16 protein-coding genes and 1 pseudogene are annotated in these 18,281 nt (G+C 64.5%); 8 read left to right on the top strand and 9 right to left on the bottom strand.

The window, feature by feature from the left end; all coding sequences use genetic code 11:
• Positions 1-212 precede the first annotated feature (212 nt).
• Both AC630_RS21790 and AC630_RS21785 read right to left on the bottom strand, forming a co-directional pair.
• The gene (locus tag AC630_RS21790; RefSeq protein ID WP_074120515.1) at positions 213-428 is read right to left on the bottom strand and encodes a hypothetical protein; all 216 of its coding nucleotides are present in this window, start codon (positions 426-428) and stop codon (positions 213-215) included.
• Between the two features lie 18 nt (positions 429-446).
• Entirely contained in the window at positions 447-1,454 is a 1,008-nt protein-coding gene (locus AC630_RS21785) for a 2-dehydropantoate 2-reductase (protein WP_074120514.1), read from the bottom strand.
• Between the two features lie 167 nt (positions 1,455-1,621).
• Here AC630_RS21785 and AC630_RS21780 point away from each other — a divergent pair, with 167 nt between their 5' ends.
• Positions 1,622-2,218, top strand: coding sequence for a YidB family protein (locus AC630_RS21780; protein ID WP_074120513.1), 597 nt, complete (start codon positions 1,622-1,624; stop codon positions 2,216-2,218).
• A gap of 97 nt (positions 2,219-2,315) precedes the next feature.
• Complete coding sequence (locus tag AC630_RS21775) at positions 2,316-2,588, top strand: GlsB/YeaQ/YmgE family stress response membrane protein (protein WP_083636342.1); 273 nt, start codon at positions 2,316-2,318, stop codon at positions 2,586-2,588.
• Between the two features lie 146 nt (positions 2,589-2,734).
• On the opposite strand, the gene AC630_RS21770 is transcribed toward AC630_RS21775, so the two are convergent.
• Positions 2,735-3,520 (bottom strand): SDR family NAD(P)-dependent oxidoreductase, encoded by a 786-nt coding sequence (locus AC630_RS21770; RefSeq protein WP_074120511.1) that lies wholly within the window; start codon positions 3,518-3,520, stop codon positions 2,735-2,737.
• Positions 3,521-3,779: 259 nt separating this feature from the next.
• Here AC630_RS21770 and AC630_RS21765 point away from each other — a divergent pair, with 259 nt between their 5' ends.
• From AC630_RS21765 to AC630_RS21755, 3 genes are read left to right on the top strand one after another with little or no spacing between them, the layout of a single operon-like run.
• Positions 3,780-4,844 (top strand): acyl-CoA dehydrogenase family protein, encoded by a 1,065-nt coding sequence (locus AC630_RS21765; RefSeq protein ID WP_074120510.1) that lies wholly within the window; start codon positions 3,780-3,782, stop codon positions 4,842-4,844.
• Between the two features lie 18 nt (positions 4,845-4,862).
• Positions 4,863-6,023: an acyl-CoA dehydrogenase family protein gene (locus AC630_RS21760; RefSeq protein ID WP_074120509.1), complete on the top strand. Its 1,161-nt coding sequence runs from the start codon at positions 4,863-4,865 to the stop codon at positions 6,021-6,023.
• Positions 6,024-6,040: 17 nt separating this feature from the next.
• Positions 6,041-6,859, top strand: coding sequence for an enoyl-CoA hydratase/isomerase family protein (locus tag AC630_RS21755; protein WP_074120508.1), 819 nt, complete (start codon positions 6,041-6,043; stop codon positions 6,857-6,859).
• Between the two features lie 284 nt (positions 6,860-7,143).
• On the opposite strand, the gene AC630_RS21750 is transcribed toward AC630_RS21755, so the two are convergent.
• The 4 genes and pseudogenes from AC630_RS21750 to AC630_RS21735 form a co-directional block, all read right to left on the bottom strand.
• Complete coding sequence (locus AC630_RS21750) at positions 7,144-9,258, bottom strand: acetate--CoA ligase family protein (protein WP_074120507.1); 2,115 nt, start codon at positions 9,256-9,258, stop codon at positions 7,144-7,146.
• 204 nt (positions 9,259-9,462) lie between these two features.
• A pseudogene (locus AC630_RS21745) lies at positions 9,463-10,225 on the bottom strand (VOC family protein).
• A 2-nt stretch (positions 10,226-10,227) separates the two neighbouring features.
• Positions 10,228-11,019, bottom strand: a complete 792-nt coding sequence (locus tag AC630_RS21740; RefSeq protein ID WP_074120506.1) for an enoyl-CoA hydratase — start codon at positions 11,017-11,019, stop codon at positions 10,228-10,230.
• Between the two features lie 154 nt (positions 11,020-11,173).
• A complete protein-coding gene (locus AC630_RS21735; protein WP_074120505.1) occupies positions 11,174-12,379 on the bottom strand; it encodes an ABC transporter substrate-binding protein in 1,206 nt (401 codons plus the stop codon).
• A 219-nt stretch (positions 12,380-12,598) separates the two neighbouring features.
• Between AC630_RS21735 and AC630_RS21730 the strand changes: the two genes are divergently transcribed.
• Together AC630_RS21730 and AC630_RS21725 are read left to right on the top strand one after the other, a co-directional pair.
• Entirely contained in the window at positions 12,599-13,450 is an 852-nt protein-coding gene (locus tag AC630_RS21730; protein WP_074120504.1) for a thermonuclease family protein, read from the top strand.
• A 34-nt stretch (positions 13,451-13,484) separates the two neighbouring features.
• Entirely contained in the window at positions 13,485-14,975 is a 1,491-nt protein-coding gene (locus tag AC630_RS21725; protein ID WP_074120503.1) for a M48 family metalloprotease, read from the top strand.
• A 152-nt stretch (positions 14,976-15,127) separates the two neighbouring features.
• Here the strand turns inward: AC630_RS21725 and AC630_RS21720 are convergent, their stop codons facing one another.
• Together AC630_RS21720 and AC630_RS21715 are read right to left on the bottom strand one after the other, a co-directional pair.
• Positions 15,128-15,529: a c-type cytochrome gene (locus AC630_RS21720; RefSeq protein WP_074120502.1), complete on the bottom strand. Its 402-nt coding sequence runs from the start codon at positions 15,527-15,529 to the stop codon at positions 15,128-15,130.
• A 70-nt stretch (positions 15,530-15,599) separates the two neighbouring features.
• Positions 15,600-16,928, bottom strand: a complete 1,329-nt coding sequence (locus AC630_RS21715; RefSeq protein ID WP_074120501.1) for an MFS transporter — start codon at positions 16,926-16,928, stop codon at positions 15,600-15,602.
• A 182-nt stretch (positions 16,929-17,110) separates the two neighbouring features.
• On the opposite strand from AC630_RS21715, the gene cyoA reads away from it, so the two are divergent.
• Positions 17,111-18,271, top strand: a complete 1,161-nt coding sequence (cyoA, locus tag AC630_RS21710; protein WP_074120500.1) for a ubiquinol oxidase subunit II — start codon at positions 17,111-17,113, stop codon at positions 18,269-18,271.
• The last annotated feature ends 10 nt before the right edge of the window (positions 18,272-18,281 follow it).

The following is an 18,281-nucleotide window of genomic DNA, read 5'->3' as shown; positions in this document are numbered from 1 at the left end:
GCAGAGTGATGTGATTGGCATTCCGCCGCCACTCCAAACTCCGCTGTCGTCCCGGACAAACGAGCGAAGCGAGTGCAGATCCGGGACCCATAATCCCAGGAAGTGGTCGTAACGCGAGCTGCCAACCACGAGTCTTCGCCAAACTTCTCCCTGTGGTTATGGGTCCCGGATCTGCGCTTCGCTTGTCCGGGACGACAGCGGAGGGTGCGGCGTCAGTTCGGATGCTTCTTCTTGCTGCGCTTCGGTTTGGCCACCGGCGCATTCGCTGGCGCGGTTGCCGCCTGCGAACCACTCAGCGCCGACCGGCTCTCCTGCAAGCGCGCGTCATAGCCGGGAGAGTTCATGACTGTCGGTGGCCTGGCTTCGGCGAACGTCGATACGCCACAGAGCGCCACAAGCGCGAGGCCGATCGTCAAACAACGCTTCATCGCGCTCCTCCATCGCACTCAAGCCGCTCCGCGGATCTGCTGCGGTGTCAGCCCGGGCGGACCTTTGCCCGCGACTTCGGCCTCCTTGATCAACGCAACAATGCGGCGCATCAGCGGCACATCGACGCTGTTCTGCTCGGCAAGCGCGATGACCGCGCCCTGGAGGTAGTCGATCTCGGTCCTGCGCCCCTGCTTCAAATCCTGCCACATCGAGGAGCGCGCCTCGGGATCGATCTTCATCGTGCGTCCGAGGATTGCGTTGAAGATCACATCCGGCAGCCTCAGCAATGTCGGCGTCCAGTTCGGCGGGACCGGCGTTGCCGACGCCGGCGTGATGCCGGCGGCCTTCAGCGCAGCCAGCCCTTCCGCCATCTGGTCGGCGAACAGTCTTCGCCAGTCGCGGTTTGCCAATTGCGCCGCGAGCGGCATGTCGGACAAGGCGCTGAGCGCGTTGTTCAGATTGATGATCAGCTTGCCCCATTGCACGCCTGCGATGTCGCGGCTCGCGCGCATCGCGAGACCGGGCACTGACAGCGCAGCGGCAATGTTCGCCTCATCCTCTCCGACATGGATATCGCCGGAGGTCGAACGGTGGAAGCGGCCCTCGCCCATCGCGATGACGTTGAACGGCACCATGCCCGCGAGCATGCGCCGGTCCCCGAGGCGCTCGCGCAAGACGGCGATATTGCCGACACCATTTTGCAGGGAGACGATGACCGCATCCTGCGGCGCGTGCTGTGCGATCTGATCCGCGACATCGGCGGTGTCGGCGCTCTTGACCGTGACCAGCACTATGCCGGCGCTGTGGAAGATTGCAGGATCCTCCGACAGCGCGAGCTGACCTGCGGCAAGCTTCTTCTCGGAACCGTCGAAATCGGTCAGCCGCAGGCCGAACCGCTCGATCTCGGTCTTTACCCGCGGCCGCACCAGGAGGGCGACGCGGCGGCCCGCGGCCGCCAACGTGCCGCCGACGAAACAGCCGATGGCACCCGCGCCGGCCACCACGATCGGTCGATCCGTAACCACCTGGCTTGCTCCCCCTTAACGACAGGCCTTCGATAGCAGAGGCCGCGCCGGCTGCCCATCGGTTGCAGCGCATCCGCCTTGTAACCGTCATGAGAGCCTCATATGTTTTGCCCCCGGGGCTGTCGCCGGCGAGCGCTCGCCGACGTAGAACGCCAAAGGAGAGCACCATGGGTCTACTCGACGTCCTCAACGGCATGCAGAACGGCCCGCGCGGTCCGAGCACGCCGAGCTCACAAGAATCCTCCGGCGGCATGTCGCCGATGACGATGGCGCTCCTCGGCCTGCTCGCCTGGAAGGCATTCAAGCATATGACTTCAAGCCAGCCGGGCGCGGCGCCGCAGCAGCGGTCGCCGTTGCCGCCTCCAACGCCGGCGAATACAGGTGGAAGCGCCCTTCCCGGAGGGACCGGCGGCAGCGGCGGTCTCAGCGATCTGGTCAAAGGTGGCCTCGGCGGCCTGCTCGCGGGCGGCGCGGCCGGCACCGTGCTGAGCGGCGGCCTCGGCGATCTCCTCAACCAGCTCCAGCAGGGCGGTCATGGCGAGGCCGCGAATTCCTGGGTCGGCAAGGGCGAGAACAAGGCGATCGCACCGGGCGATCTCGCCAACGCACTCGGCGCCGACCAGATCGAGAGCCTGTCCGCCCAGAGCGGCCTGTCGCGCGACGAGCTGTTGTCCGGCCTCAGCCAATATCTGCCGCAGGTGGTCGACCACCTGACGCCGGACGGGCGGGTGCCGACCGAGAACGAGCTCTCGGGCAGGATTTAATCGAACTCTGAAGATTGGTTCGGGCATGATCTTTTCGGAGAGCCGCTGCGGACTTCTCCGGATCATGCTCTAGGCATTCAGGAAGGGGAGCACTGTCATGAGCATGGGCGGCCTGTTGTGGATCATCGTCGTCGGCTTCATCGCCGGCCTCATCGCGCGCTGGCTCGCGCCGGGGCCGAACAACCCGAGCGGCTTCATCCTCACCACCATCCTCGGCATCGCCGGCGCATTTCTCGCGACCTTCGTCGGCCAGGCCATCGGCCATTACAGCCCCGACCAGGGCGCTGGCTTTATCATGGCCACGATCGGCGCGGTGGTTGTGCTGTTCATCTGGCACCGGCTGGTGGCCAGCGGCGTGATCAAGGGATAGCTTGAAGGCGACGTTGAGGAGAGGCACACCGCCTCCTCATCGTCATGCCCGGGCTCGACCCGGGCATCCACGTCTTTCTATCCGCGCGGCAATACGTGGATGGCCGGGTCAAGCCCGGCCAAGACGTGGAGAGAGCGTGTCAGCAATCAAGTAATCAGATGCATCCCCGCATCCATGCGCACGACCTCACCGGTCATGTTGCTGGACGCCGGCATTGCCAGGAAGCAGACGAGCTGCGCGATGTCGTCGGCTGTCGATGCGACCTTGAGCGGCACCTTCGCCACGACGTTGTCGCGCACCTGCTTTGCCCCTGCCTCGCCGCGGCCCTTGGTGAACCAGGGCGTGTCGATATAGCCGGGGCACACGGTGTTGACGCGGATCAGCGGCGCCAGCGCACGCGACAGCGACAACGTTATGGTGTTGAGTGCGCCCTTGCTCGCGGCATAGGCGATCGACGAGCCGACGCCGCTGATGCCGGCGACCGAGGACACGTTGACCACGGCAGACGGCCGCCCCGAAGCCTTCGCGCCGGCCTCGAGCAGGCTGCGCGCCGCGCGCACCATCTGGAACGGACCGATGGTGTTGACGCCGTACAGCCGCTGGAAATCTTCCGCCGACAATCCATCGAGATCGGCGTGGGCCACATGCTTGGTCGTGCCGGCATTGTTGACGAGGATATCGAGCCGGCCCCAGCCGGCCGCCGCCGCGACGATCTTGCGGCAATCCTCATCCTTCGAGACGTCGCCCTGCGCGATCAGCACTTCCGCCGCGCCGGCCTTACGGCAGAGTTCTGCCGTGGCCTCGGCTTCCTTCTGGCTCGACGAATAGTTGATGACGAGCCGCGCCCCGCTCCGCGCGAGAATTTCCGTGGTCGCCGCGCCGAGGCCAGATGCGGACCCTGTCACGATTGCGCACAAACTGTCCTTTGCCATCCGGTTTTTCCTTCCCCTGGATCTGATGCAAGCCCTAAGTAGCTGGCCCTGTTTAGCGAGTTTGCCGCGCCCTGCAAATCAAGCAAACTCCGCTAAGCGGAATTAGTCCATACGGTTCTTGCCCCATGCCGATGCCGCAGATGGGCCTGCGATCAACGCTTGTCAGGGCCATGGCTTTTTTCGATCATCGGGCGCAAGAAGAGACCGCGCGCCGCACCGACCGGGCGGAACGCGCCAATGGCAAAGCACGAGGAACGCTGTGGCGGAGAGTGACAATATCGTCGTCGAGACCGCGGAGAAAATCTTCTCCGATCTCGCCGATCCGCAAACCATCAACAATGACAAGAAGGATTCGTGGCAGGCGCCGCTGTGGCAGGCGCTGAGCGAAGCCGGCCTGCCGCTGTCATGGGTGCCTGATGATCTCGGCGGCTCCGGCGCAAGCCTTGCCGACGGCTTTGCGCTGCTCAACGCCGCCGGCCGCTTCGCGGTCGCGGTTCCCCTGGCCGAGACCATGCTGGCAGGCTGGCTGCTGTCGCAGGCCAAGATCGCCTCGCCGGAAGGCGAGATGACGGTGTTGCCGGCAAGCCCGAAGGATCGCATCACGCTCGATGCCGACGGTGCGCTTTCCGGCCGCGCCCGCGGCGTGCCCTTCGCCAAGGCGGCCAAGCACTTTGCGGTGCTGGCGCACGGCAAAGACGGGGTCTCGATCGCGCTGGTCGATGCGAGCAAGGGCCGGTTCGAGGCCGGTCTCAATGTCGGCTACGACCACAGCGATACCGTGACGCTCGACAAGGTCCAGCCCGTCGCCATCAAGCCGGCGACGAAAGGCTTTGACCAGACCACGTTGATGCTGATGGGCGGCGTCGCGCGCAGCCTTCAGATCGCGGGTGCGCTGGAATCCATGCTCGACATCTCCGTGCGCTATTCCAACGAGCGCGTCGCCTTCGAGAAGAAAATCTCGAAATTCCAGGCGGTGCAGCACAATCTCGCGCGCCTCGCCGGCGAGTCCGCGGCAGCGCTTGCGGCGGCGACATCGGCCGCCGACGCCATCGCGAACGCAAAGGCGTTCAATGATGAGGTCTACCTCGAAGCCGCCTCGGCAAAGATCCGCTGTGCCGAAGCCGCGGAAAAAGGCGGCGGCATCGCGCATCAGGTGCACGGCGCGATCGGCTTCACCATGGAGCACATCCTGCACCGCTATTCGCTGCGGGCGCTGGCCTGGCGCGACGATTTCGGTTCGGAAAGCCACTGGGCCGTCGAACTCGGCAAGCTGGTCGCCAATCGCGGCGCCGACGAATTGTGGCCGCTTGTGGCTTCGCGCTGATCAGGGGACGAGACAAAAATGACCGCTGCCCTTCGTTTCGATCCGATCCGCCTGCCCGAAAAGTGCGAGCAACTGCGCAAGGAAGTGCGCGCCTTCCTCGCCGAAGAAATCGCCGCCGGCACCTTCGATCCGCACAAGCCCAACCGCGAAGACACCGACGCACCGGAATTTTCCCGCCGGGTCGGCGCCAAGGGCTGGCTGGGCATGACCTGGCCGAAGAAATATGGCGGCCAGGAGCGCTCGTTCCTCGAACGCTACGTGGTGACCGAGGAGATGCGCGTCGCCAACGCGCCGACGCGGCGCTTCTTCGTCGCCGACCGCCAGAGCGGGCCGGTGCTGCTGAAATACGCGCCCGAGCACATCAAGATGGACATCCTGCCGCGGATCTGCCGTGGCGAGATCTGCTTCGCGATCGGCATGAGCGAGCCGAACTCCGGCTCCGACCTGTTCGCCGCCAAGACACGCGCGACCAAGACCGACGGCGGCTATCTCATCAACGGCACCAAGATCTGGACCTCGTCGGCGCATATCGCCGACTACATGATCGCGATTTTCCGGACGTCACCGGCGACCAAGGAAAATCGCCGCCATGGCCTGACCCAGTTCCTGGTCAAGATGAAGCAGCCGGGTATCAAGGTGAACCCGATTGGCCAGATCACCGGCCAGTTCGAGTTCAACGAGGTCGTCTTCACCGACTTCTTCGTCCCTGACGATCACGTGCTCGGCGAAGTCGATGGCGCCTGGAAGCAGGCCACATCGGAGCTCGCCTATGAGCGTTCGGGTCCCGAGCGTTTCCTCGAGACCTACTACGTGCTCACCGAGCTCGTGCGCGCGGTCGGCCCCAACCCGGATACGCGCAGCGCCGAAGGCATCGGGCGCCTGGTGGCGCAGCTCCACACGATGCGGCGCATGTCGGTCTCGGTTGCGGGCATGCTGCAAGCCGGCAAGGAACCGGTGGTCGAGGCCTCCATCGTCAAGGACATCGGCACGGTCTGGGAGCAGCAGCTTCCGCACCGCGTGCGCGATCTTGCCGCCTTCGTCGAAGAGACCGCGACCAACCGCGAAACGCTGGAGCAGCAGCTCGACTTTGCCATCAAGACCGCACCGAAACTCACCATCCAGGGCGGCACCACCGAGGTGCTGCGCGGCATCATCGCCCGCGGACTTGGTTTACGCTAATTCATTCGAGGATCATCATGAGCACCTATAAAGATATCGGCGTCGAGAAGGTCGGACATGTCGGCACCATCGAGATCCGCCGCCCGCCGCTCAACTTCTTCGACATTTCGCTGATCAACCAGATCGCGGACGCGCTCGAGGAGTTCGACCGCGACATCGAGATCCGCGCCTCCGTTCTCTCGGCCCAGGGCAAGGCGTTCTGCGCCGGCGCCAATTTCAACGACCCGGCGCGGCAGGCGCAGGACGCGCGTGAGGCGGAGAAAACCGCAAAGGGTGATCCGGCCGACAGCCTCGGCGCGATCAACCATCTCTACATCCAGGCCGTGCGCATCTTCCGCGCCAAGAAGCCGATCGTCGCCGCCGTGCAGGGCGCGGCCATCGGCGGCGGACTGGGCCTTGCGGTGTCGGCCGACTTCCGCGTCACCTGCCCCGAAGCGCGCTTCTCCGCGAACTTCACCAAGCTCGGCTTCCATCCCGGATTCGGACTGACGGTGACGCTGCCCGAGCTGATCGGCAAGAACAACGCCGAGCTGATGTTCTACACCAGCCGCCGCGTCACCGGCGAGGAAGCTGTCAAATGGGGCCTCGCCAACGTGCTGGTGCCGCAGGACCAGGTGAAGGCGGGGGCGATGAAGCTCGCCGCCGAGATCGCCGAATGCTCCCCGCTCGGCCTCGTCTCCACCCGCGCCACGATGCGCGCCGGCCTCGCCGACCGCGTCTTGGCCGCCACCAACCACGAGCTCGCCGAACAGACGCGACTGCGTGGGACGGAAGACTTCAAGGAAGGCGTGAAGGCCACCGAAGAGCGGCGCGCAGCGAACTTCAAGGGGCGGTAACTACCGCCTTATCTCGCCAACTCTGGCCTGTGGTTATGGATTCCGGGCTCGCGCTTCGCGCGCCCCGGAATGACGTAACTGACATTCTACTGCTGCTACATTCTCCGCTGTCGTCCCCGCGAACGCGGGGACCCATAACCACAGGGAAAAGTTGCAGCGCGAGGTTGTCACCACGAGTCTTCGTCAAACTCTTCCCTGGGGTTATCGCGACGAGCGCAAGCGCTCGCGCGGGGGTCCCGGATCTGCGCTTCGCTTGTCCGGGACGACACCGGTGTTGTGGTTGGCTACTTCCTTCCGACCACCAGCGCATCCGCGATCGTCACGCCCTGCCCTTCCGGATGCACCAGCACCGGGTTGAGCTCGATCTGCGCGATCTCCTTCGCATGCCGTGCGGCGAGCACGGAGATGTCGGCGATCAGTTGCGCCAGCGCCGCAACATCCGCCCTCGCCGCCCCGCGAAATCCGTTCAGCAGCGGTGCGGCCTTCAAGGCCTTCAGCATCGCGCCCGCCTCCTCCGCGCCGACCGGCGCCGGGCGGTAGACGACATCGCGGAACAGCTCTGTGGTGATGCCGCCGAGGCCGACCATGACCATGGAACCGAGGGTCCCGTCTGTCATCGTGCCGACGATGATCTCGACGCCCCGTTTCGCCATCGGCCCGAGCAACACGCCCTGAATGGCCGCTTCAGGGCGGTGCTTGCGCGCATTGTTGAGCAACGCCTCGAACGCCAGAAACACTTCGCCCTTGGTGGTGATGTTGACGCGCACGCCGCCGACCTCGCTTTTGTGCGCGATATCAGGCGACTGGACCTTCATCACCAGCGGAAAGCCGACGCCGGCGACCGCCGCGTCAAGCTCGCTCTTTTCCTTCACCAGCACTTCATCCGGCAGCGCGATGCCGGCGGCACGGAGCAATGCCTTGCTGTCGGCCTCGGACAGAACCGGCGATTTCAAATGCGCCGAGAGATCGCGCGCGGGCAGCCGCGCCTCGTCGGCAGGTTTCGGCAGGCTGAACTTCGCGTAGTCGACGATCTGCCGCATCGCGACGCCGACATGGGTGAGGCCTGACAGCACCACGACACCGGATTTGGCGAGTTCACGCCGCGCGAAGTCAGAGGGCACCGTGTAGGAATAGAACGCCACCGGCTTGTGGTGCGCCGTCAGCACCGGCGTCAGATCAGCCTCCTTGAAGGGCTTGCGTACCTCGCTCGACAGCGACAGCACGACCAGGATCGCGTCGACCTCGTCGGAGACGGTGAGCAGATCGACGCTCTTCTGCAGGCCGCCCGAGGTCACACCCTGCGCAGTGACGTCAATCGGGTTGCGCGCGGTGCCGTAGGACGGCATCAGCTTTCCGATCTCCGCCTGGACCTGTTCGGAGAGTTCCGGCACCTGCAAGCCTTGCAGCGCCACTGCATCCGCGCCCCAGATGCCTGCGCCTCCGGACGCGGTGACGACGGCGACACGATCGCCTTTCGGCAGTGGGTTGCTTGCAAGCAAAGCTGCGATCGTCAGCGCCTCGTCGAGATCATTGGAGATGATGAAGCCGTATTTCGCGAACACCGCATCGTAGGCCGCAGACCAGCCGGCCATGCTTGCGGTGTGCGAGGCCGCCGCGCGCTCCCCGGCACCGGAGCGGCCAACTTTCGTGACGATGACCGGCTTCTTCACCTCCGCGGCGCGACGTGCGGCGGCAAGGAATTTGTCGACGTCGCGGATGCCTTCAATGAATAGCAGGATCACGTCGGTCGAGGCATCCTGCACCATGTAGTCCAGGAACTCGCCGGCCCCGAGATCGGATTCATTGCCGGCGCTGACGACATAGCTCACGGCAATTCCGAGCGCCCTCGCGCGGTGATAATAGGCAAAGCCGATGCCGCCGCTCTGCGCGACGATGCCGATCCGCCTTGTTGTGGCGATCAGCGGCGCCACACCCGGCTTGACGTCCACGGCGGGACTGAAGGTCGCCGCCACGCGCTGCACCTGGCTGAAAAAGCCCTCGGCATTCGGGCCGGAAATCCGCATGCCCGTGCGCTTTGCCAGCGCCGCGATCTCGTCCTGCATCGCCGCGCTGTCGCCGCCCTCCTCGGCAAAGCCGGAGGAGATGATGACCGCGTTCTTGACGCCGGCGGCGGCGCATTGCTCGAGTGCGGGAAGCACGGCACGCGCGGGAATGATGATGACGGCGAGATCGATCGGCGCGTCGATCTCGGCGATCGATTTGTAACAGGTGAGCCCATCGATTTCGGCGTAGTTCGGGTTCACCGGATAGATCTTTCCGGCATACTCGTTCCTGCGCAGCATCGCGAGCAGCCGTCCGGGTATCTTCTCGTGATCGCGCGAGGCGCCAATCAGCGCGATGCTTGCCGGCGCGAAGAAGCTGTCGAGCGGATGCGGCATATGCAGATTCCAGTTGTCGTTCTGGCGCTATCCCCGTCATGGCCGGGCTTGTCCATGGCTTGTCCCGGCCATCCACGCCTGTCTTTTATTCTTTCATTCCGGGGTAGTCCGAAAGACTGAACCGGGAATGACAGCAAGGGTCAAGAACGTGGATGCCCAGGACAAGCGCGGGCATGACGTTCAATGAGGAATTGCCGCAAGTGGTCAGGCAGCAAGCCGGAACGTCACCCCACCCAGCAAGAACTCGTGACCTGCGACCGCGAGCCCCTTCGCCCTGGCCGCATGCAGCACGCGCGCAGTATCCGCTACCCGGAACTCAAGCGCGCTCATGATCTCGCTGGCGCCCTTCACGAAACGGAAGCTGGCATTGGGCAGGTTCAGTTCCGCGCCGTCACCGCCTTTGCCGGGCACAACGCCGATGATCTTCCCCCCAATGCTCCGCCAGTCCCTGCGGATCCGGGCTCGGCATCTCGACGCCAGTCAGCGCCTGCGTCACGTCCTTGCGAATGAATTTTTGCCAGTCCGGTCCCGCTGGCGGATACGGACCCAGGACGTCATCGCTGCCTGTGGTGTGGTTGAACTCGATGAAGGCGGCGCGGCAGTCGCGGGGATGGAGCTGCACGCCGTGATAGGGCGCGTGGTCGATGACGTTGGCCGTGCGCACGCCCATGGCATTGGCATTCCTGCCGCGCTCGTCCGGATCGTTGCAACAGAAGATCGCCATGTAGCCACCGCGGCCACCGGTCTTCTCGATGAAGCGGCCGGCCGTGGTGCCGTCCTTGAACGGCGCCACCACCTCCAGCAGGATCGTGTCGACCGGGAGCAGCGCATTCTCCAAGCCATATTTCGCGACATTGCCGTCGCGATAGCAGACGGCAAGGCCCATGATCTCGGCAACGTCCGAGATTACGGGCTCGAGGTGCGGCGCGACCAGGCAGATCTGCCGTAACCGCATGTAGGCAACCATCGCTAGGCGCCCTTGAAGGTCGGCTTGCGCTTCTCGACGAAGGCCTTCGCGGCTTCCTTGTGATCCTCGGTGTCGCTGCAGCGGGTGTGATGGATCGCCTCGCCGTCAAAGCAGTCTTCCAGCGCCAGATGTTCGGCGTTGTTGATGTTGCGCTTGATGTAGCCGAGCGCGATCGAGGGTCCTTGCGCCAGCGACAGCGCGAGCTCGTGCGCCGCGGCGTCGATCTCGGCGTCGGGAACGACCTTCGTCACCAAGCCGATCACATGCGCCTCCTTCGCCGTAAGCACCGGCGACATCAAATAAAGCTCGCGCGCCCGTGCGCTGCCGAGCAGCTGGGTCAGAAAATAGGTGCCGCCGTAATCGCCGGAGAAGCCGACCTTGGCGAAAGCGGTCGTGATCTTGCAGGATTCGGAGGCGATGCGGAGATCGCACGACAGCGCCATCGAAAGGCCAGCGCCGGCCGCGGCACCATCGAGCTGCGCCACCACGGGTTTCGGCATCTGGTGCAGAATGCGCGAGACCTCCATGCCGCGGCGCAGGTTCGCCATTTTCACTTCGAACGGCAGCGGCGCGCGGCCTGCCGCCATCGACTTGACGTCGCCGCCGACGCAGAAAGAGCCGCCCGCGCCCTTGAACAGCACCGCGCGCACTTCCGGATCGTCAGCCGCGCGCCGCGCAGCCTCGACCAGCCCGGTCACCATTTCGGGATTGAGCGCGTTCTTCCGCTCCGGACGATTCATCGTGATGGTGAGCAGCCCGCCTTCGAGCTTCTGCAGGACCATGTCGTTGCTCATGGGACGTCTTCCTTGTTGTTGTTTTGCTCCGTCATTCCGGGGCGCGCCTCTTGGCGCGAGCCCGGAATCCATTTCTCAACAATCACTGCCGCCCGATGGATCCCCGGCTCTCGCTTCGCGAGCCCCGGGATGACGGCGTGACTTCGTTACGCCGTCACTTCTTCACCAGCGGGCAGCGCGACTGCTCCAGCGACTGAAACGCCTCGCTGCCGGGCACGGTGGCGAGCAGCTTGTAGTCGTCCCATCGGCCCTTGGACTCCGACGGCTTCTTCACCTCGAACAGGTACATGTCGTGGATCATGCGGCCATCCTCTCGGATCTTGCCGTTGTGAGCGAAGAAGTCGTTGATCGGCGTCTCCTTCATCACCTTGATGACCGCAGCGGAGTCGGTGGTACCTGCGGCCTTCACAGCCTTCAGGTAATGCGTGACGGAGGAGTAGACACCGGCCTGCGCCGAGGTCGGGACACGCTTGGTGCGCTCCATGAAGCGCTTCGAGAACGCGCGCGTCTCGTCGTTGAGGTCCCAATAGAACGCTTCCGCCAGCAGCAGGCCCTGCGCCGTTTCCAGCCCGATCGAATCGATATCGGAAATGAAGGCGAGCAGCGGCGAGACCTTCTGGCCGCCCTTGCTGATGCCGAACTCAGCCGCCTGCTTGATTGCGTTGACAGTATCGCCGCCGGCGTTCGCCAGCCCGATCACCTTCGCCTTGGAGGCCTGGGCCTGAAGCAGGAACGACGAAAAATCCGACGTGTTGAGCGGATGGCGCACGCTCCCGAGAACCTTGCCGCCGGTCTTGGTTACGACGGCGCTCGTATCCTTTTCCAGATCCTGGCCGAAGGCATAGTCGGCGGTGAGGAAGAACCAGGTGTCGAGGCCCGACTTCACGGCGGCAAGGCCGGTCACGTTGGCCTGGGCGAAGGTGTCGAACACGTAGTGAATGGTGTACGGACCGCAGGCCTCGTTGGTGAGACGGATCGAGCCCGGGCCGTTGAACATGATGATCTTGTTGCGCGCCTTCGCAATTTCGCCGGCGGCGAGCGCGGTCGCGGAGGCCGCGACGTCGTAGATCATCTCGACGCCCTGGTTGTCGATCATGTCGCGGGCGATGTTGGCGGACAGGTCAGCCTTGTTGAGATGGTCGGCCGCCAGCACCTGGATCTTGCGTCCGAGCACCTCGCCGCCAAAGTCCTCCACGGCCATCTTGGCCGCAGTCTCGCTGCCGGGACCGGTGATGTCGGCATAAAGGCTCGACATGTCGAGGATGCCACCGATCTTCAGTGGCGGCTTCTCCTGGGCCTGCGCGGCGCTCGCACTCAGGACAAACGCGGCGGCAAAAATGCCCGACAAAACATTCTTCATCGAAAATGACCTCCCCTGTCACGCCGCTCTCTGTCGGTGCGCTATTATCGTTGTCGCCGCAATCATGCCGCATGCACAAGAACGCAGCAAGCAGAAGCGCGTTTCGCTTCTCGCGACAGCCTTATGTTTTCCGCAAAACGGAATGGTGGCGGCAAGATGTTTCCACACCGTCATTGCGAGCCAACGGGGCCGCGCGTTGCGCGGCCCCGTTGGCTCGCAATGACGGAGTGTGAGGAAGCCTCTTCGCGATCCACCACGTTTGAGTTAAGAACGGCACTCAACGCAACCTTTCCGGGTCACGTGACGCAACGGCTTTACCTCATCGTCGCACTTCTTCTCGTCGCGGGTCACACTGCGTTCGCCACGCCGTGCCAATTCGAAGCGCAAGGCGAAGGCCGCGTTGCCGCGATCGTCGACGCGCGCAGCGTGCGCCTCGACGACGGCCGCGAGATCCGCCTCTCCGGGATCGAACCGACGGCGGCAACGAAGCAGGCGCTCACATCGCTGCTCATCGGCCACGCCGTGACGCTGCGCGGCACCGACGACACGCCCGACCGTTACGGCCGGCAAGGCGCACTGATGTTCATCGGCGAGAGCGACACCTCGGTGCAGGCGGTGTTGCTCGCCCAGGGCGATGCCCTCGTCTCAACCGAAATCACGGACAAGGACTGCGCGGCCGCCCTGACGTCGTCGGAGACCGAGGCGCGGCGCCAAAAAAAGGGCAATTGGGCTGCCCCGTCGGCCATAAAAAACGCGGAAAGTCCGGACGATATTTTGGCCGGGATCGGGCGCTTTTTGGTGGTCGAGGGCAAAGTCCTGTCTGTCCGGCAAGCTGGGGCAATGACCTACCTCAACTTCGGACGGAACTGGACACGCGGCTTTGCCGTGACTATTTCAAAGCGCATGCTGCCGGCGTTCGAAAGCGCCGGGATTGCCCTTAAGTCCCTGGAAAATCGACGTATTCGAGTCCGGGGCTGGGTCGAGGGGAATACGGGGCCGCGTATCGATGTGCTCCGGGTGGGACAGGTCGAATTGCTGGGCGCAAACGAGCTGACAGGGGTGAGGCCCTAAAAGGGCCAGCTACGGATTAAGCGACGTGAATGGGGTGCTAGAACGGCACGGACGAGGTGAAAGCCGCCGCCTGCGGGCTGCGCCGGCCGCGCTATGCCTCGTGCTGGGCACGGCTCTGGCCGGCTGCGGCGATATGGGCCGGTTCCAGACCGCGGCGACCCCGCCGACCGTCGCGATGCCCAAGCCGAAGCCGGCCGTCGCGCAGACCCCCGCCACCGAAAAGGAGCACGAGCGCATCCTGGCGAGCTATGGCGGCGCCTATGACGATCCCAGGCTCGAATCACTCGTCAGCAAGACCGTCGACCGGCTCGTCGCCGCCTCCGACCGCCCCGACCAGGGCTACAAGGTCACGATCCTCAATTCCGGCGCGGTGAACGCCTTTGCGCTGCCGAACGGCCAGCTATATGTCACACGCGGCCTGCTCGCGCTCGCCAGCGACACCTCGGAATTGTCCTCCGTGCTCAGCCACGAGATGGCGCATGTGCTGTCCAAGCACGCCGCGATGCGCGAGGATCAGGCGCGTCAGGCCGCGATCGTCACCCGCGTCGTCACCGACATGAGCAACGATCCGGATCTCACCGCGCTTGCGCTCGCCAAGACCAAGCTCACCATGGCGAGCTTCTCGCGCAACCAGGAGTTCGAGGCTGACGGCATTGGTGTCGGCATTTCCGCCCGTGCGCATTTCGACCCCTACGGCGCGGCGCGCTTCCTGTCGGCGATGGAGCGAAATGCGGAACTGAAGGCCGGCAAGAGTTCGCTCGATCCGCGCGCACAGGATTTCACCTCGTCGCATCCGGCAACGCCCGAGCGCGTGCAGAATGCGCAGACCATCGCACGGCAATATGCGGCGCCTGAGGGCGCCGAGCGCGACCGCGAGAGCTATCTCGCGGCGATCGATAATCTCGTCTATGGCGAAGACCCCAGCGAAGGTTTTGTCCGCGGCCGGCGCTTCCTGCATCCCAAGCTCGGCTTCACCTTCCAGGCGCCGGACAATTTTGCGCTCGACAACACCGCGCAGGCCGTGATCGGCGTTCGCGACGGCGGCTCGCAGGCGATGCGGTTCGACGTCGTACGGGTGCCTGCCGAGCAGTCGCTCGGCGATTATCTCAATTCGGGCTGGATGGAAGGCGTCGAGAAGGCGTCCACCGAAGACATCAACATCAACGGCTTTCCGGCTGCGTCTGCCACCGCCAAGGGCGATCAGTGGCAGTTCAAGGTCTATGCGCTACGCTTCGGCAGCGACGTCTATCGCTTCATCTTCGCGACACGGCAGAAGTCGACCGAGAGCGAGCGCAACGCGCGCGAGACCGTCAATTCATTTCGCCGCCTGACCCTCGACGAGATCCAGGCCGCGCGCCCCCTGCGCATCAAGGTGATTACGGTTCAGCCCGGCGATACCGTGGAATCGCTCTCCCATCGCATGGCCGGCGTCGATCACCCTGCCGAACGTTTCCGCGTGCTGAATGGGCTCGATCGCACCGCGCAGGTGAAAGTGCGAGATCGTGTGAAGATCGTCGCGGACTGACGCGCGCTAGCTGCAGTAGGGTGAGCAAAGCGAAGCGTGCCCACCACTCCGTATCGCGATCGTCGAAAGATGGTGGGCACGGCGCTACGCGCCTTTGCCCACCCTACGAGTTCGCCAGGTGCCTCTGCGCACTCCCATAAATCTCGCCGTAGCTATCGCGCCTTTTCCTTCAGAAAGGCGATGATATCGGCGCGATCCTGCGCGTCCGGCACATCGAAAAACATCTTGGTTTCCGGGACCATGGCCTGCGGTCCGGCCAGCCATTTGTCGAGATTGTCCTCGGTCCAGACAATGCCCGAGTTCTTCAGATCGGCCGAGTAGTCGTAGCCGGGAACGCTGCCCGCCTTGCGCCCGACCACGCCCTTGTGCATCGGGCCGACACGGTTTTCGGTGATCGAGTGACAATCTCCGCAGCCCTTATAGAGCCTCTCGCCGCGCGCGACGTCACCGGTGGCGCGGGCGAGGCCGGGCGAGCAAACCAACGCAATCGCGACGCTGGCAAGGACCAGGCTTGCAGAACTTCGCTGGAGGGCGGGAGTGGACCGGACGTTCATGTGATCTCCTGTTTGCAGCGCCGCAAACAGGATCGCCCGGCCTGAGTTTTATTCCCGTCCGCGGGACGCTTTAAGCGCCCGCGTCCATATCGCCCGCTTCGCGCTGGCCGCTGAGCCAGAGCGCGAGCAGCGTCCAGAACGCGCCCGAGAGCAGATACGCTCCCGAAGCAATGACGCCGAGATTGGTGGCGAGCAGCAGCGCCACCAGCGGAGCGAAGCCGGCGCCGAACAGCCAAGCCAGGTCAGAAGTCAATGCAGAGGCCGTGTAGCGGTACGCCTGCCTGAAGTTCGAGGCGATCGCGCCCGAGGACTGGCCGAAGGACAGGCCGAGCAGGATGAAGCCGATCACCATGTAGATGGTCTCACCGAACGCGCCGGCGTCGAGAAGCTGCGGGGCGAAGCCGCTATAGATCGCGATCGCGATCGCCGATCCCATCAGCAGCGACTTGCGGCCGACACGGTCGGCGATGATGCCGGAGGCAACGATCGCGGCAACGCCGAACACAGCGGCGACGATCTCGATGATCAAGAAGCGCACCGGGCTTTCGCGGGTGAACAGGAACACCCAGGACAGCGGAAACACCGTGACCATGTGGAACAGCGCGAAGCTCGCCAGCGGCGCGAATGCACCGAGCATGATGTTGTGGCCTTCGCGGGCGACAGTGTCGGAGATGCGCGAGGGCTGGAGGTCGCGGCTTTCGAACAGCGAGGCATATTCTTCCGTCGTTACCATGCGCAGGCGCGCGAACAGCGCCACGACATTGATGGCGAAGGCGACGAAGAACGGATAGCGCCAGCCCCAGTCGAAAAAGTCGTCGGCCGAGAGGTTGCCGGCGAAATAGGCGAACAGCGCGCTCGCCACGATCAACCCGAGGGGAGCGCCGAGCTGCGGCACCATCGCGTACCAGCCGCGCTTAGAAGGCGGCGCGTTCAGCGCCAGGAGCGAAGCCATACCGTCCCAGGCGCCGCCCCAGGCCAGACCCTGCGCGATGCGCGCCAGCGCCAGCAGCCAGATCGCCGCAACGCCAATGTCGTGATAGCCGGGCAGGAACGCGATCGCGACGGTGGCGGTGCCGAGCAGGAACAGCGCCGAGATCAGCTTGGCCGTCTTGCCGTAGTGCCGGTCGACCGTCATGAAAATGACGGTTCCGATCGGGCGGGCCATGAAGGCCAGCGCGAAGATCATGAAGGAATAGAGGGTGCCGGTCAGCTCGCTCGTGAACGGGAACACCAGGCGCGGAAACACGATCACCGAGGCGATCGCGAAGACGAAGAAGTCGAAGAATTCCGAGGTGCGGCCGATGATGACGCCGATGGCGATCTCGCCGGGACTGGCCTGGTCGTGGCCGTGTTCACCCGAGTGGAGGTCTGCCATTGCGGGGGTCTGTGCCATCGCCATTCGTGCGCCCTTAACGTCCTGAAAACCAAAGCCGACCGCCCGGCGGGAAGCCAGGCAATCCGGCTCTGTCTGACCCAACGTTCCGCACTGCAACATTGGACAAATTGTCCAATGTCCGGATTGTTGCGCCGCAGCTACCCGTTGGCCCCGCAAAGGAAACTCATTCTCATAAGGCTCGGCCCGTGTCTCGTCTCAAGATCCTGGCGCTACTACCCCTGGCAGTTGCGCTTAGCGGATGCAACTACGTCGTGCTGGCGCCAGCCGGCGATATCGCTGCCCAGCAGCGCGACCTCGTCATCATCTCCACCGTCCTGATGCTCCTGATCGTCGTCCCCGTGATGGCGCTGACGGTGCTGTTTGCCTGGCGCTACCGCCAGTCCAACACCGCGGCCCGCTACGAGCCGGAATGGGACCACTCGACCAAGCTCGAGCTCGTGATCTGGTCGGTGCCGCTGCTGATCATCGTGTGTCTGGGCGCGCTAACCTGGATGGCGACGCATCTGCTCGATCCCTACCGCTCGCTCGGCCGCATCTCCTCGGACCGTCCGGTCGATCAGGCAATGGCACCGCTCGAGGTCGACGTCGTCGCGCTCGACTGGAAGTGGCTGTTCATCTATCCCGACTACGGGATCGCCACCGTCAACGAGCTCGCAGCACCCGTCGATCGTCCGATCGCTTTCCGCATCACCTCCTCCACGGTGATGAACTCGTTCTACATTCCCGCGCTCGCCGGCCAGGTCTACGCCATGCCGGGCATGGAGACCAAGCTACACGCCGTGGTCAATCATGCAGGCACCTACAGGGGCATTTCCGCCAATTACAGCGGCGCCGGCTTCTCCGGCATGCACTTCAACTTCCAGGGCCTCGACGACAAGGGCTTTGACGCCTGGATCGCCAGCGCCAAGGCCGCCGGCGGCTCGCTCGGCCGCGCCGAATATCTTCAGCTCGAAAAGCCGAGCCAGAACGAGCCGGTGCGCCGCTACGGCACCGTCGATTCCGATCTCTACCGCCTGATCCTCAACATGTGCGTCGAGACCGGCAAGATGTGCACGAGCGAGATGATGGCGATCGACGCCAAGGGCGGCCTCGGCCATGAAGGCCTGAACAACACCCTGCCGCTGGCCTACGACAAGTACGCCCGCCGCGGCACCGCGCTCGGCGGCGAGCCGACCTTCGTGGCCGGCACCTGCACGCCGGAAGCGCCGCAGGGCCAGACCACCGCGTCGATCAAGGCTCCCACCGACACCGCGCCGCTGCTCGGCGCCGGCCTGAAGCGGCCGACCTTCACGCCGCTCAAGTCCTCGTCCTTCTTCCTCGGACAACGTCCGAAGTCAGACTCCTAAAGAGAGCTCG

Origin of the sequence: Bradyrhizobium sp. AS23.2, from assembly GCF_001908185.1 — a bacterium.
GTDB lineage: Bacteria > Pseudomonadota > Alphaproteobacteria > Rhizobiales > Xanthobacteraceae > Bradyrhizobium.
Note: the sequence above shows the minus strand (reverse complement) of the source record. Positions and strands in the feature narration are given on the sequence as shown.